The 15,180-nt window shown below is 65.5% G+C and carries 13 protein-coding genes; 2 read left to right on the top strand and 11 right to left on the bottom strand.

All coding sequences use genetic code 11. The annotated features are described in order from the left end of the window. Positions 1-233: 233 nt before the first annotated feature. Entirely contained in the window at positions 234-1,544 is a 1,311-nt protein-coding gene (locus BN984_RS15995; RefSeq protein WP_008096995.1) for an aspartate aminotransferase family protein, read from the top strand. 32 nt (positions 1,545-1,576) lie between these two features. Here BN984_RS15995 and BN984_RS15990 read toward each other — a convergent pair whose 3' ends face one another. From BN984_RS15990 to BN984_RS15945, 10 genes are all read right to left on the bottom strand, one after another. Next, a complete protein-coding gene (locus BN984_RS15990) occupies positions 1,577-2,107 on the bottom strand; it encodes an Lrp/AsnC family transcriptional regulator (RefSeq protein ID WP_007274222.1) in 531 nt (176 codons plus the stop codon). Between the two features lie 205 nt (positions 2,108-2,312). Further along, positions 2,313-3,428, bottom strand: a complete 1,116-nt coding sequence (locus tag BN984_RS15985; protein WP_049968706.1) for a DUF917 domain-containing protein — start codon at positions 3,426-3,428, stop codon at positions 2,313-2,315. Beyond that, complete coding sequence (locus tag BN984_RS15980; RefSeq protein ID WP_049968705.1) at positions 3,425-4,513, bottom strand: DUF917 domain-containing protein; 1,089 nt, start codon at positions 4,511-4,513, stop codon at positions 3,425-3,427. The genes BN984_RS15985 and BN984_RS15980 overlap by 4 nt, the downstream gene beginning before the upstream one ends. Further along, a complete protein-coding gene (locus tag BN984_RS15975; RefSeq protein ID WP_049968704.1) occupies positions 4,513-6,057 on the bottom strand; it encodes a hydantoinase/oxoprolinase N-terminal domain-containing protein in 1,545 nt (514 codons plus the stop codon). Before BN984_RS15975 ends, BN984_RS15980 begins: the two co-directional genes overlap by 1 nt. Next, entirely contained in the window at positions 6,050-7,141 is a 1,092-nt protein-coding gene (locus tag BN984_RS15970; RefSeq protein ID WP_049968703.1) for a DUF917 domain-containing protein, read from the bottom strand. Before BN984_RS15970 ends, BN984_RS15975 begins: the two co-directional genes overlap by 8 nt. Further along, positions 7,138-8,211: an ABC transporter ATP-binding protein gene (locus BN984_RS15965; RefSeq protein WP_008096977.1), complete on the bottom strand. Its 1,074-nt coding sequence runs from the start codon at positions 8,209-8,211 to the stop codon at positions 7,138-7,140. The genes BN984_RS15970 and BN984_RS15965 overlap by 4 nt, the downstream gene beginning before the upstream one ends. Further along, a complete protein-coding gene (locus tag BN984_RS15960) occupies positions 8,204-9,316 on the bottom strand; it encodes an ABC transporter ATP-binding protein (protein ID WP_049968702.1) in 1,113 nt (370 codons plus the stop codon). The genes BN984_RS15965 and BN984_RS15960 overlap by 8 nt, the downstream gene beginning before the upstream one ends. After that, a complete protein-coding gene (locus BN984_RS15955; protein ID WP_008096975.1) occupies positions 9,313-10,212 on the bottom strand; it encodes an ABC transporter permease in 900 nt (299 codons plus the stop codon). Before BN984_RS15955 ends, BN984_RS15960 begins: the two co-directional genes overlap by 4 nt. Then, positions 10,209-11,240 carry an ABC transporter permease gene (locus tag BN984_RS15950; protein ID WP_008096974.1) on the bottom strand — a complete coding sequence of 344 codons (1,032 nt, stop codon included), beginning with the start codon at positions 11,238-11,240 and terminating at the stop codon, positions 10,209-10,211. The genes BN984_RS15955 and BN984_RS15950 overlap by 4 nt, the downstream gene beginning before the upstream one ends. Beyond that, complete coding sequence (locus tag BN984_RS15945; RefSeq protein WP_008096973.1) at positions 11,237-12,982, bottom strand: ABC transporter substrate-binding protein; 1,746 nt, start codon at positions 12,980-12,982, stop codon at positions 11,237-11,239. Before BN984_RS15945 ends, BN984_RS15950 begins: the two co-directional genes overlap by 4 nt. Before the next feature lie 744 nt (positions 12,983-13,726). Here BN984_RS15945 and BN984_RS15940 point away from each other — a divergent pair. After that, the gene (locus BN984_RS15940; RefSeq protein WP_049968831.1) at positions 13,727-14,590 is read left to right on the top strand and encodes an SMP-30/gluconolactonase/LRE family protein; all 864 of its coding nucleotides are present in this window, start codon (positions 13,727-13,729) and stop codon (positions 14,588-14,590) included. An 84-nt stretch (positions 14,591-14,674) separates the two neighbouring features. On the opposite strand, the gene BN984_RS15935 is transcribed toward BN984_RS15940, so the two are convergent. Continuing rightward, positions 14,675-15,091: a GlcG/HbpS family heme-binding protein gene (locus BN984_RS15935; RefSeq protein WP_004972082.1), complete on the bottom strand. Its 417-nt coding sequence runs from the start codon at positions 15,089-15,091 to the stop codon at positions 14,675-14,677. Positions 15,092-15,180: the final 89 nt, after the last annotated feature.

The raw sequence follows: 15,180 nt of genomic DNA, 5'->3' as shown, positions 1-15,180 counted from the left end.
GCTCGGGACTCCCGCTTGCCCCGACTGTCGTCCCAGATATTGATAAATGTTCCAGTAGAGTGGGATTATTTGGACTGTGTCCAACACGTCCTCGGTGGCGAACGGAGTCGAGTACGAGGTATCCAGCCACGTTCGAGTTCCGCGCGACCGTTTCGTGACCGAAGCCGACGAGTAGACTTGAACTTTATCCCATACAGAATAATTTATTAGGATTCAGTTTAGACTTTGTGTTCATGAGAGAACGGGAGACGAACTCGTCGGTCGAGGCGGCGTACGACGACTACCTCATGCCGATTTGGAAATCGCTGAACGTCCCGGTCGAGCGGGCGTCCGGTTGCACCCTCGAGGACTTCGACGGCAACGAGTACCTCGACGTGTTCTCCGGCATCTCGGTGACGAACGTCGGACACAACAACGAGGCCGTCGTCGAGGCCGCGACCGAGCAGTTAGAGGAGTTCGTTCACGGCTGTTCGTACGTCCACCCGAACCGGCCGGTAGCCGACCTCGCGGAGACTATCGCCGAGGTGACGCCGGGCGACCTCCAGAAGTCCTTCTTCTGTAACTCCGGCACTGAGGCGGTCGAGGGGGCCATCAAGCTCGCCCGGAAGTACACCGGCTCCAAGGAGGTCATCTCGCTGGAGATGGGCTTCCACGGCCGAACCCTCGGAAGCCTCGCGCTCACCGGCAACAGGGCCTACAAGCAGGACATGGCCCCGACGATTAACGACGTGGCTCACACCGCGCCGCCGTACGCCTACCGCTGCCCCCGCTGCGACGGCGACACCTGCGGCGCGGACTGCGCCGACGCGCTCGAACGGGTCATCGGCTCGCACACCAGCGGCGACCTCGCGGCGGTCGTCGTCGAACCCGTCATGGGCGAGGCCGGCATCGTCGTCCCCTCGGAGGCGTGGCTCAAGCGCGTCCGGGACATCGCCCACGACCACGGCGCGCTCCTCATCGCCGACGAGGTCCAGACCGGCTACGGCCGCACCGGCGAACTGTTCGCCAGCGAGCACTTCGGGGTCGAACCGGACATCCTGACGCAGGCGAAGGGCATCGCCAACGGTCTGCCCCTCGGCGCGTTCACGGCCCCCGCGGAAATCGCCGACGCGTTCGGCTCCGGCGACCACCTCTCGACGTTCGGCGGCAACCCCGTCGCCTGCGCGGCCGCACTGGCGACTATCGAGGAACTGGAGAACGGTATCATCGACACCGCCCGCGAGAACGGCGAGTGGCTCTCGGCCGAACTCGCCACGCTCGAATCGGACTACGACGTGGTCGGCGAGGCCCGCGGCCTCGGACTGATGCAGGGAATCGAACTCGTCGACCCGGAGACGACCGGCCCGCAGCACGTCGCTCCCGCCCCCGACAAGGAACTCGCCGCCGCGGTCGGCGAGCACCTCCGCGAGGAGTCCAACGTCGTCATGGGCGTCGGCGGCTACTACAAGAACGTCATGCGCTTCCAGCCGCCGCTGACGATTTCGCAGGCGCAACTCGGCGAGGCCGTCGACGCGCTCCGAGTCGCGCTGGACGACCTGGCCTGAAAAGAGTCCTCCCTCCCGCGCTACCGACCGATTCAGGGTCGGTCCAGCTCTTTGTCCCACGCCTTCCACGTCTTCAGAAGCGGGATGATGGTGTAGTCGTCGACGATTTCCTCACCGTCGAAGAGGTCCCAGACGTACTCCTTCAGCGCGTTCAGGTCGGTGTGCCACGCGCTGAAGACGAGGTCGTACTCGCCGAGACAGGAACTCGTGTTGTAGACGAGTCCCTCGTCGATGAGCATCGTGATGAACTCGGTCCGCACGTCCGAAGAGACGTGCTGGTTGAACGAGACGAGCACCTGCGCGTCGGCGAGGTCGGCCTCCTGGAGGACGATGACCGCGAGGATTTCGAGCACGTCGCTCTCTTGAAGCTTCTCGCGGCGGCGACGAACCGCGGTCCGGGAGAGGCCGACGCGCTCGGCGAGCTCCGTGTCTGAGATGCGGCCGTTCTCGTTGAGCGCGCGGAATATCTCGTAGTCGTGCTCGTCGAGGTAGTTTTCGAGGACCGCCTCCGGCGTGTTCGGGTCGGACGGGGCGTCGGCGGACGTGAGGTCGGGGTTTTCCATGGTCGGATGTATTCGGGGGTGCGATTTGAAACTGCTGGTGGCGTAATCGAATCAAAACGACACGTAAGTTGTGCCGAATTGGCTAGTCAACGCGTCGGGGCGGGGTGGTGGTACGAGTTAGTTCGGTCGCGGGACGCCGCGCGAAACGCGGCGTCGAGGGCGATTCAGCGGTTCGGACGGCGGTGGGGCTGCGGCGACTGCGTCGTCACCACCCGGTCTCGTCCCGCGGGAGTGGGTCGTAGGGGATCTCGTAGCCGAACGCTTCGGGGCCGATGACGTCGAGCGCCTCGGGCGTCGTGAGCAGTTCGGGCGCGGGCACGCCGAGGACGCGGACGCGCTGGCCGTACCGCAGGGCGTCGGTCATGACCGGCGCGCCGGTGTCGGTGTCGACGAGGCAGATGAGGTCGGGGACGGTCGTGAGAAGCTCGCCGTCGTCGTCCCGCGCGACGAGGAACTCGTTTTGGAACTCGATTTCGAGGGTCGCGTCCTCGTCCAACCCGGTGAGCGTGACGCTCCCGAGAGCGAAGCCGTCGCGGTTGCGACGGTGTACGTCCACGATTTTGCCGGCGAACAGCTCCTCGCCGCCGAGGAGTTCGCGGCCGGCGTCGACGGGGTCGGTGCCGGCGTCGCGGGCGCGTTCGACCGCCCGCCCGAGTTCGGTGGCGAGTGAGACGGTGTGGGGTACCGCGTACTCCGAGACGAACGCGCCGGTCATGAGCGGGAAGGCGTAGCCCGAGCGGCCGCCCATCTGAACGGTGATGGCCCGCGCGAGGTCTTCGAGGCGCTTGGCCGAGTCGATGTCTCGGTAGACGACCTGATTGCCGCGCTCGTCGGTCGTCGCCGCGTAGTTCACGGGCGTCCCGTAGATGAAGAACGTGTCCATCTGTAGCTCGGGGAACGCCCGGCCCATGCCGTCGGCGTCGACCACGGGGAGGTCGGTCATCGCCGCCACGCACAGCGGGGCCATGCTGTTCGCGCCGCCGATTTCGCCGGGGATGAGCGCGTCGACCGTCTCGCCGGAAAGCTCCTCGATGGCCCGAAGCGACTGCACTTCCTCGTCGCCGCCGGCGAACTTCTCGACGCTGATGGTGGGCGCGCCCATCCCGCCGACGCTCGCCACGGTGGCGTCGGCCGGCAGGTCCCGCGGGTCGACCAGTTCGACCGAGTCGGGGTAGGCGTCGTCTTCGAGGAGCGTCTGGAGTCGCAGGCGGCCGAGGCGGGGGTTGCCGCCGCCGCCGGTGCCGAGGATGCCCGCGCCGGTGCCGAGCGCTTCGAGGTCGTCGAGCGTTATCTCCGTCAGGTGTGGGATGTCGAAACTCATGGGTGGTCCGCGAGTGGTTCGTAGGTCGCGTCGAGGCCGAACGACGCCGGCCCCCACACGTCGAGCGCGGCGGGCGTCCGCATTATCTCGGGCGTCCGGATGCCGAGCACGCGGACTCGCGCCCCGTACCGGAGGCTCTCGGTCGGAATCGGACCGCCCGTCTCGCGGTCGAGGACGGTGATGAGGTCGGGGACGGTCGCCACGTAGCTCCCGTCGACCGCCGCACCGAGATTCTCGTTTTGGAACTCGATGCGCATCGTCGAGCCCTCGTCGCCGTCGAGGCCGTCGATATCGACGTGGCCGAAGACGAACCCGCGTTCGGTGCGGCGCTGAACGTCTACGATTTTCCCCTCGAACAGCGACCGCGCCTCGCCGTAAATCGACTCGCGGGTCACCTCGCGGATGGCGCTCATCGCGTCGTCTTCGGCGAGTCGGAGCGCGCGACCGAGGTTCTTCGCGAGCGACATCGTGTCGGGGATGGCGGTCTCTTTGACCTGCGTCCCGGTCATCGGGTAGTCCGAGACGTAGGCGACGCCGCCCATCCTGACGGTGACGCCGCGGGCCAGCCACTCCAACTGGTCGTTGTCCTCCGTCTCGATGAGGCAGGTGCTCCCCTGCTCGTCGCTGACGGCCGCGGGCGTCCCGCTGACGCCGTAGATGTTGAACGTCTCGTGTTGGAGTTCGGGGAAGGCGCGTCCCATGCCGTCGGCGTCCACCACGGGAAGCCCGCGGCGGGCCGCGACGGCGAAGGGGAACGTCGAGTTGATGCCGCCGCACTCGATCGGCATCGTCGCGTCGGCGGTCTTCCCGAGTTCGCGCTCGATTCGCTCCATCGAGGCGACAGCCTCCCGCCCGCTCGGGAGCTTTTCGACCGAGACGGTCGGCGCGCCCATCTGGGCGGTCGGGATGACGAAGTCGTCCGCGTCCAGTTCGTCCGGGGGGAGGAGTTCGACGGGGCCGAACTCCTCGATGGCCTGCTTCGCGACGAGTTTGCCGACGTGGGGGTCGCCCCCGCCGCCGGTGCCGAGGACAGTCGCGCCGAGCGCGATGTCTTCTATCTCCTCGACGCCGATTTCGACCGTCATCAGTGGTCGAGCGCCCCGGCGGCCTTCACCTTGATTCGCACCGCGTTGCCGGGCAGGTACGAAAGCGGGACCTCCTCGACGTCGACGATGTCCACGCTGTCGGCGTCCGCGCCGGCGGCGAGCGCGTTGTCGGTGGCCTCGTCTTTCGCGTGCTGGATGGCCTCCTCGCGGTCCATCTCGTCGAGGCTGTAGATGCGGTCGACCTCGCCGGAGACCTGCGCGATGGCGACGCCGACGGCGTTCGCGACCTCGTAGTGGTCGGGCTTGTGGACCTCGCTCGCGCCCGCGATGTCGTCGGGGACGAGGATGCTCCCGCCGCCGACGATGACCACGGGGACCGGCTCGGCGCTCGTCTTCATGCGGTCGACCTCGCGCTCGACGCGCTCTCTGACGTACTCGCGGGCGGCCTCGACGATTTTACCGTCGACGTCCGGCGTCTCGGAGCCGATGTCGATGGTGCCGGCGGCGACTTCGAGGTCGGTCGCGGTCAGCGTCTCCCCGCCGAAACACTTCGCCTCCTCGGTCAGTTTGTAGCCGACGCTCTGGGGGCCGACGGTGACGCCGTCGTCGGTCGAGACGATGGAGCCGCCGCCGATGCCGATGGCGATGATGTCGGGCATGCGGAAGTTGGTCTTCACCTCGCCGATTTCGACGGCGACGCTGCTCTCGCGGGGGAAGCCCTCGGTGACCGCGCCCACGTCGGTGGTCGTGCCGCCCACGTCGACGATGATGCCGTTTTCGACCGCGGAGAGGTACGCCGCGCCCCGGACCGAGTTCGAGGGGCCGCTGGCGACCGTGAAGATGGGGTAGCGGATGGCGTAGTCGACGCTCATCAGCGTCCCGTCGTTCTGGCCGAAGTAGAGGTTCGCGTCGATGCCGCGTTCGTTCATCGCGTCGACGAAGGCGTTCGCGGCCTCCGAGGCGACGCTGGTGAGCGCGGCGTTGAGCGCTGTCGCGTTCTCACGTTCGAGCAGGCCGACGCTCCCGATCTCGTTCGAGACGGAGATGGGTACGTCGTCGCCGACCTCCTCGCGGATGAGTTCGGCGACCCGCGTCTCGTGGTCGTCGCGGACGGGCGAGAAGACGCTCGTCACGGCGAAGGCGTCCACGTCGGCGAACTCGCGAACCTGCGCTCTGACCTGCTCCTCGTCGAGGTCGTTGAGGAGGCGGCCGTCGAACTCGTGGCCGCCGTCGAGGATGGCGACGTTGTTGCCGATTGCCTCGGCGAGGTCGTCGGGCCACTCCAAGAGCGGCCGGATGCTCTGGGTCGCGGGCGCGCCGATGCGGATGACGCCGACCTCGTTGAGGCCGCGGCGCTCCGTGATGGCGTTCGTCGCGTGGGTGGTGCCGAGCATCACGTAGTCGAGTTCGTCCTCGGAGACACCGCTGTCGTCGAGGACCACGTCGAGGGCGTTGAGGATGCCCGACGTGATGTCTTCCGTGGTTGGGGTCTTCGTCTTCGCGAGGAGGTTGTCGTCGCCGTCCATGACGACGGCGTCCGTGTTGGTGCCGCCGACGTCGATTCCGATTCGGTAGTCAGTCATGTTTGGGTTGCTGGAGAGTTTCGATTGGTTCGTAGTCGATGCTGTAGTCGAAGTACCCCGGCCCGACGAGGTCGAGTCCCTCGTCGGTCCGCCACTTCGGCGAACACGGCATCCCGATGACCCGCACCCGGTGGCCGTAGGCGAGTCGCTCGGTGGTGACGGGGTCGCCCGTCTCGGCGTCCAGGACGGTAATCAGGTCGGGGGTGCTCGCCACGACGCCGCGCTCCGAGTCGCGGGCGACGAGGTTCTCGTTCTGGAAGTCGAGGGTGAACGTCCGGCCCTCGCAGTCGTCGATGCCGTCGAGGGTCGCCTCGCCGACCGCGAAGCCGCCTTCGGTCCGGCGCTCCACGTCAGTTATCTTCCCCGCGAACAGTTCGTAGCCGTCCGTGCGGTCGAGGACCGCCTCGACGGGGTCCTGCGAGCGGTGCTTGGCGGTGCGAATCGCCTCGCCGATGTCGTGGGCGAGGGACATCGAGTCGAGAATCGCGTGCTCGCGGACCTCCGAGCCGGAGAGCGCGTAGGTGCCTATCATGCACGCGCCGCCCATCTCGATGCTCGTCACGCGGGCGAACGCCTCGGCGTACTCGTTGCTGACGGTGTTCACGAGAAGCGAGTTGCCCTTCTCGTCGGCGATGCTCATCGGGGTGGCGCTGACGCCGCCCATCGTGAGCGTCACCATCTGCACCTCGGGGAACGCCCGGCCCATGCCGTCGGCGTCCACGAGGGGAAGCCCGAGCGCGGCGGCGACGGCGATGGGGACGGTGCTGTTCAGCCCGCCCGCCTCGATGCTCATCGTCGCGTAGGCCTCCTGTCCGAGGTGCGTTTCGAGCGCCTCGAAGGCGGCCAGCGCCTCGGTTCCCTTCGGCATCTTCTCGACCATCACGGTCGGTGCGCCGAGCATCGCGCTCGGGATGACGAGCGCGTCGTCGGGCACGTCCCGCGGGTCGATGAGGTCGACGGGGCCGTGCTCTTCGATTGCCTGCTGTGCCATCAGCTTCCCGATGTAGGGGTCGCCCCCGCCGCCGGTCCCGAGGACGGTCGCGCCGGTGGCGAAGTCGTCGATGTTGTCTGTGGTTATCTTCATGGTTCGTGGGTGTTCGATGCGACTGTCTCGTCGGCGACCGCCGCGACGGCCACCTCGGGCACGTCGTCGAACGCGTCGGCGTACGCCTCGTCGTAGATGTGACACCGGACGCTGGGTCCGGCGTCGACCGCGACGAACTGCGGTTCGTCGGTCGAACACGCGTCCGTCGCGTAGGGACACCGCGTGTGGAACCGACAGCCCGTGGGAACGTCCCGCGGGCTCGGGATTTCGCCCCGGAGCGGTTCGTGTCGCGGCTTGTACGCCTCTTCCTCGTCGGTCGTGACGGGAATCGCGGAGAGGAGCGCCCGCGAGTAGGGGTGTCGCGGCCGCTGGAAGACCTCCTCCGTGGGGCCGCGTTCTTGAATCTCGCCGAGGTACATCACGGCCGTCTCGTCGGCGAAGTTGCGGACCAGAGAGAGGTCGTGGGTGATGAACAGGTAAGTGAGTCCGAACTCCTCCTGTAAGTCCTCGAGGAGCGCGATAATCTTCGCCTGCACGCTCACGTCGAGGGCGCTCGTCGGCTCGTCGAGCAAGAGCAGTTCCGGCTCGACCGCGAGCGCGCGGGCGATGTTCACCCGCTGTTTCTGCCCGCCGGAGAGTTCGTGCGGGTACTTGTTCCAGTACTCGTCGTTCAACTCGACGCGTTCGAGCAGGTCGACCACGCGCTCCCGGAGGTCGGACGTCGCCACGCCGCGGGCCTTCAGCGGGACCGCGAGCGACTTGCCGATAGTCCGCCGTGGGTTCAGACTCGACGTGGGGTCCTGAAACACCATCTGGACGCGCGACCGGAGGCGAGCCAGTTGCTCGTCGGTCGCGTTCGTGATGTCCTCGCCGTCGAACCTGACGGTCCCGCCGGTCGCGCCGGTCAGGCCGATAATTGTCCGCGCGACGGTGCTCTTTCCGGACCCGGACTCGCCGATGAGCGCGAGGGTTTCGCCGCGCTCGATGTCGAACGAGACGCCGTCGACCGCCTTCACGTAGTCGGACGTGCGCTTGATGATGCCGCTTTTGACGGGGAAGTACTTCTCGAGGTCGTCGACTTCGAGCAGGGGTTCGGACACGTCAGTCACCCCCCTTCTGCTTGCCCGGTCGCCGGGTCATGTGGCTCCGGGTCTCTTCGACGGTCGGCCGCTCGGACGCCGGGACGGCCTCGTCGTAGAGAACGCACTCGACGCCGGTCTGCGGGCCGCGCTCGTACATCTCCGGGCGGGCCTGCTCGCACTCGGCGGTGGCGTAGGGACACCGCGGCGCGAACCGACAGCCCGGCGGCGGGTCGAGGTACTCGGGAATCGAGCCGTCGATACCGGTCGCCATCTCGTCGCCCGTCAGGCGCGGAATCGACGCGATGAGCCCCTGCGTGTAGGGGTGTTTCGGGTTCTCGAACAGCTCGTCTGTCGGCGCGGTTTCGACGATGCGGCCGCCGTACATGACGTACACGCGGTCGCTCACCTGTCGAGCGACGCCGAGGTTGTGGGTGATCATCAGGACGCTCAGGTCGTGGTTCTCGATGAGGTCCTTCAGCAGGTCGAGAATCTGGTCGTGAATCGTCACGTCCAGCGCGGTACCGATTTCGTCGGCGATGAGCAGGTCCGGCTCGTTCAGCAGGGCCTGCGCGATGAGCGCGCGCTGACGCATCCCGCCGGACAGCTGCGACGGGTACGAGTCCATGATGTTCTCGGGGTCCGGCATCTGAACCTCGCGGAGCATCTCCAAGACGCGCTCGCGCGCCTCGTTGCGCTCGCCGCTGAAGCGGCGGCGGAAGAACTCCACGACGCCCGTGTCGCTGTCGCCGCCGAACTGCGCGGTGTCGGTGAGCTGTTCCCCGATGGTGAACGTCGGGTTCAGGCTCGACATCGGGTCCTGGAAGACGAGGCTCATCCGCTGGCCCTTGACGCGCTCGAACTCGCGGTCCGAAAGCGACAGTAGCTCCGTCCCGTCGAACGTGATTTCGCCGCTGACGCGGGCGGGCGGCTGGTTGAGCAGGCGGAGGATGGACTTCATCGTCACCGACTTGCCGCAGCCGGTCTCGCCGGCGATGGTGACGACCTCGCCCTTGCCGATAGAGAGGTTGACGCCGTCGATGACCTCCGCGAAGCCGTCGAACGACTCGAAGCCGACTTCGAGGTCCTCGACGGTCAAAAGCGGGTTCTCGGCGACCGGCTCGTCGAGTTTCATCGGTTCACCTCCACGTCGAAGAGGTCACGCAGCCCGTCGCCGAGCATGTTGAACCCCATCACGAGGACGAAGATGGCGAGCCCGGCGAAGACGCTTACCCACCACGAGTCGGGCAGGTAGGACGTTCCTTGGCTGACCATCGTCCCGAGGCCGGGCTGGGGCGGCTGGACGCCGACGCCGATGAACGACAGGCCCGCGCCGATGAGGATGACGAAGCCCGCGTCGAGGGTCACCTTGACCAGAATCGGTGACAGCGTGTTCGGGAGAATCTCCCGGAAGAGTATGTGCGGTGTGCTCGCGCCGGCGAGCTTCGCGGCCTGCACGTACTCCTCGCCGCGCTCGCTGGCGACGATACTCTGGACGAGGCGGGCGTGCCACGTCCACCACAGCGCCGCGATAGCTATCATCGCGTTCGTCAGCGTCGGCTCTAAGGCCGAGGTGATGGCCAACGCCATCACGAGCGGCGGTAAGGCGAGCGCCGTGTCGGTCGCCCGCATGATAATCGTCTCGACCCAGCCGCCGTAGTAGCCGGCGACGAGGCCGAGCAGCACGCCCACGGGGACGCCGAAGCCGAGGACGACGCCCACGAGCATGAGCGACAGCCGGTAGCCGAAGAGGATTCGCGAGAGCACGTCGCGGCCGACGTGGTCGGTCCCCAGCGGGTGGTCGAGGCTCGGCGGCTGGAGCGTGTTCGAGAAGTCGGTGAACTTCCCGGCGTGTTCGGGGTACGGCGCGACGACGGGCGCGAAGACGGCGAGCAAGATGATGGCGATGATGATTCCGAGACCGATGACGCTCATCGGCCTGCTCGTAAAGCGCTTCCACGACCGCTGCCAGAGTTCGCGGCGCTCGGCCGAGACGAACCGGTCGAGGACGCCCGCGGACTCGGCGCTCATGTCGCCTCCTCCATCGCCAGTCTGATGCGCGGGTCAACGCGACCCAGCAGCACGTCGACGAGGAAGTTGATGCTCACGAACGCGACGCCGATGGTCATCGTGACGCCGACGACGGCGTTGAAGTCGTTGTTCAGCACCGCGGTGACGCCGTAGGACGCGAGACCGGGCCACGAGTAGACGAGTTCGATGAGGAACGCGTTCCCCAGAAGCGAGGCGTACAACAGCCCCAGAATCGTGAGCGTCGGAATGAACGCGTTCTTGAGCGTGTACTTGTACGTGACGAGCCACGAGGGGAGGCCGAAGCCGCGTTCGGCCTCGACGTAGTCCTGGTCTTTCACGTCTATCATGCTCGACCGAGTGATGCGCATCACCTGTCCGATACCGGCGAGCGAGAGCGCGAGCGCCGGGAGGATGATGTGCGCCCACGCGTCGACGTGGGCCGCGAGGTTCCCGGACAGCAGGGTGTCCACGAGCAGGAAGCCCGTGAACCGCGAGACGCCCGAGCCGAACTCCGAGCCGAGCCGCCCCGTGATGGGGAGCCATTCGAGCAGGTAGCCGAACAGCAACTGGAACATGATTGCGATGAAGAAGCCGGGTACGCTCACGCTGAAGAACGCGACGAGCCGCGTCGCGTTGTCGGTGAGCCCGTCTTTGTTCTGCGCGGCGATGACGCCGAGCGGAATCCCGATGACGACGGTGAGGAACATCGACACCGTGATGAGTTCGAGCGTCGCCGGCAGGTAGTAGACGATGTCGGTGCTGACCGCGCGCTTGGTCTCGAGGCTCGTCCCGAGGTCGCCGACGAGCAGCCCTCGCATGTAGTCGAGGTACTGCAGGGGAATCGGCTTGTTCAGTCCCATCTCGGCGGCGAGCGCCTGCACCTGTTCTTCGGATGCGAGCGCGCCGAGGGCCATCCGCGCGGGGTTCCCGGGGAGCACTCGTGACGTGGTGAAGATGATTATCGACAGGCCGATGAGACTCACGAGGATGCCCGCGAGCCGGCGCACGAGGTACTGCCAGTACTTCATTCTTGGTAGAAGTCGGGGAACCAGTAGTCGAAACTCATCGACGGCCGGAACGTGTAGCCCTTCACGTCGTCCGCGAAGGCGTGCTTCTTCGACTGGACGAAGATGAACAGGGCGGGGAACTGGTTCGCGATGCGCTCTTGCACCTCGGCGTACAGTTCGGCGCGGGCGTCGGCGTCGACCGTCGAGCGCGCTTCGTCGATGAGGGAGTCGACCGCCTCGTCTTCGAGGTGTTCCATGCTCATCCACGTCGAGGCGGCTTCAGAGTGGTACTGGTTGTAGAACACCGTGTCCGGCGAGGGGTACACCGGACCGTAGAACACCTGGTTGATGTGCGGCGTCCCCTCGACGCTCGTCGCGAGTTCGGTCATCGTTCCCCACGTCTGGGGGTTCAACTCGACGTTGATGCCGATTTCGTCCATGTTCTGCTGGAAGAGCAGGCCCATCTTCTCTTCGAGGCCGTAGTCCTTCACGTAGGTGTTCTGGACGGTGATGTCGCCCTCCTCGTAGCCGGCGTCGGCGAGAATCTGCCGCGCCTTCTCGGGGTCGTAGGTCGGCTGGACGATGTCGTCGTTGTGGACGCCGAACGACGTCGGGAGCGGCCCCTGCGCGGGGAGCGACCCCGGCGCGATTTCGTTACGCGCCGTCTCGTAGTCGAAGCCGTAGGCCATCGCCTCGCGGACGGCGGGGTCGTCGGTCGGTGCCTTCTGGGTGTTGATTTTGAAGTAGAACGTCGTCACCGTCGGGACCGACTCGACGCGGATGTCGTCTTCGGCCGCGAGGGCCTCGTAGGTCTCCTCGCTTTGGTACTGGCTCGACATGTCGAGTTCGCCCGTCTTCATCAGCGAGCGAACCGTCGGGTCGTTGGTGATGATCTGGACGACGACGTTGTCGTACGCGCCGTCTTTGAACGAGCCCCAGTAGTCCGCGTAGCGGCTGAACGAGATCTGGGCCTGCCGCTCGAAGCCCGCGAGCTCGTACGGGCCGGAGCCGGCGTCGTTGTCGTTGAGGAACGACTGGGCGTAGTCGCCGCGGTCGCCGAAGTCGCCGTCCTCGGCGTTGTCGAGGACCTGCTGTTTGTCGACGACGAACAGTAACACGAGCGTCGCGAGGAACGGCGAGTGGACGCGGTCGAGCGTGAACGACACGGTCCGCTCGTCCTCGACGGTCACGTTCTCCTTCGAGAGCACGTTACCGAGCAGCGACGAGTAGCCCTGGTTGATATCGAGGAACCGCTCGGCAGAGAACTGCACGTCCTCCGCCGTGACGGGGTTGCCGCTGTGGAATGTCGCGCCCTCGCGGAGCGTGAACGTGTAGGTCCGGTTGTCGTCCGAGACGGTCCAGTCCTCGGCGAGGTGTCCCTGTAGGTTCCCCTCCGTGTCGGGGAACACGAGCGGGTCGTAGAGGTTGACCAACGCGAGCACCTGCGTGTAGTCCGTCCCCTTCGCGGGGTCGACGGTCCCGAAGCGCTGGGTCGCGCTCATGCGGAGCGTCGAACTACTCGAGTCACCGCCGGATGTCGTCTCCGTCCCCGTCCCCTCGCCGTCGCCGCCCGAGGCCGTCGTCTGCTCTTCACCGTTGTAGCTCTCACCGCCCCCGGAACAGCCGGCGAGACCGGCGATGCCGGCCGTCCCGAGGACCTTGAGGAAGTTCCGGCGACTCGCCGCGTCTCCGAACCGAGCGCGGATTGACTCCGATTTCGACCCCACCTGCGACCGCGTCTGTGTGATGTCCTTTCTCGACATACGTTACTCATTCTCACAGAGTTGCAATGGCACATAAAGGTACCGTATAGTAACCTAAAATAATATTCTAGGTCCAAAGTGGAATGCTATATGAACAATATGGAACAACGTGGTTGTGTGTCTTCTAGCACACCACTCGGCTTGCGGCGGTAATCGACCGACACCGCCCACCTCTACGGAACCACGTCCTGTCGCAGGGAACGACCGGGGTCGGTTTCTCCGCCGTCGACTACTCTCTCACACGCGCATCCGCGATTCACCTTCGCCTCCGCGACGAGTCGCGATTTCCGAGGATATCGTTACCGGTTGGTGACTCACGAACTCTTATCAAAATACTATGTTAAAATCTTAATTGGTATTTCTATACGAGACATATCCGAATCAGAATGAATACTTGCAAAACAATATGTTTAGAATCCAAAACTGTCTTAATATGGACAAAATTATTCAATTAAGACATATTTATGAGAAAATATTTCTAAAATACATTCCACTCGGAAAATCAACATGATGTATTTATGGTTGTTCTCGAAAATTATCAAGATATTTGTACTATTTTTCGGGTTCTGTTCTGTGACGGGATCCGGAATTCGGACAGTGCTGCGTCGATTTTGTTGCGACAGTTCTCCCCGTCTTGTTTCTAAAATTGGAATTAGAATTGACAAAATGGAACCCAACGACCGAGCGACCGACTTCGAGCCCGTCGGACGACGTTTAAGTCTCCGTGGAAAGAACGACCACTCGATGGCATGGGAGTTCGAGCGAGTCGCGGGTCCGTTCCGGGCGACTGAGGGTCCGATTTGGACCGGCGACGCGGTTCGATTCACGGAGATAACGGAGCATCAGGTCCTCGAATACGACCCCGAGACGGGGGAGACCGGCGTCTACATCGACTCGACCGCCGGCGCAGTCGGGCTTCACGAGGGCCTCGGCGGCGAGCTGTACGCCTGTGGGTCCGAGGGCCACCGCATCGCCGTGCTCGCCCCGGACGAGCCCGCGTCGGTCGTCGTCGACGAGTTCGAAGGAACGCCGCTCAACGGGCCGAACGACCTCGAAATCGACCGCGACGGCGACGTCTGGTTCACCGACCCCGACGACAAGGACCGGGGGTTGCTCGGCCACACTTCCGTCTTCCGGGCCGAGCGACCGGACCCGGGTGACGACTGGCGACTCGTCCAGCTCACCGACGAGATGGACCGTCCGAACGGTATCCTCCTCTCGCCGGACGAGACGCGACTGTACGTCGCAGAATGCACTTACGGCCCGGACCAAGAGACCGACCTGCGAGCCTACCCGATTCGGGACGACGGGTCGCTCGGCCCCCGCGAGATACTACACGACTTCGGCGACCACCGGGGTATCGACGGCATGACGCTCACGGCGTCGGGTGAAATCGTCGCCTGCGCCGGATGGGAAAAAAGCGGCCCGGGGCCATCGATTTACGTCTTCTCCCCGTCGGGCGAGGTGCTGGAACGCCACCCGTTCCCCGAGAACCGCCCGACGAACTGCACGCTCGGCGGTCCGGACGGTTCGACGCTCTACGTCGCGGACATGACGGGGTGTCTCTACGCGGCCGAGACCGACCGCTCGGCGTACGTTCGCTTCTGACCGAAACGGGACCGTGAGGACAGATACGCTGGATTGGGTGTCGTCGGAACCGAACCCGAACTCGGCGACTCCGACGCGGGCGTCTCAGCGGAGCGGTTCGAACGCCTCGAGCCCCGCTTGGGACGCTTCCATGTCTTCGGACACCGCTCCGCCGCTCGCACCGACCGCGCCGACGACGACGCCGTCGTGTTCGACGGGGAACCCGCCGCCGAAGACGACGACGCGACCGTTGTCGGTGGTGTGGAGGCCGTACACGTCGCCGCCGGGTTCGGCACCTTCCTTCAGTTCGTGGGTCGGCTTCTTGACCGCGGCCGCGGTGTAGGCCTTGTTCTGTGCGATGTTGCTCGCGACGAGCTTCGCGCCGTCCATCCGGCGGAACCCGAGGAGGTTCCCCTCGCTGTTCGTCACCGCGAGGTTCAGCGGGACGCCGAGTTCTTCGGCTTTCTCCTCCGCCGCGTCGAGAATCGTCTTGGCTTCGGCTAGCGTTAGCTCTTGAACCATCGACTCGACCGTCGACCGCTCGGGGCAAAAAACCACCGTTCACGGGGAGAACAGCCGTCTTAGCGGACACAGCCGGTGATACGGCTATC

The sequence above is a fragment of the Haloferax prahovense genome (assembly GCF_000723845.1).
Classification (GTDB): Archaea; Halobacteriota; Halobacteria; order Halobacteriales; family Haloferacaceae; genus Haloferax; species Haloferax prahovense.
Note: the sequence above shows the minus strand (reverse complement) of the source record. Positions and strands in the feature narration are given on the sequence as shown.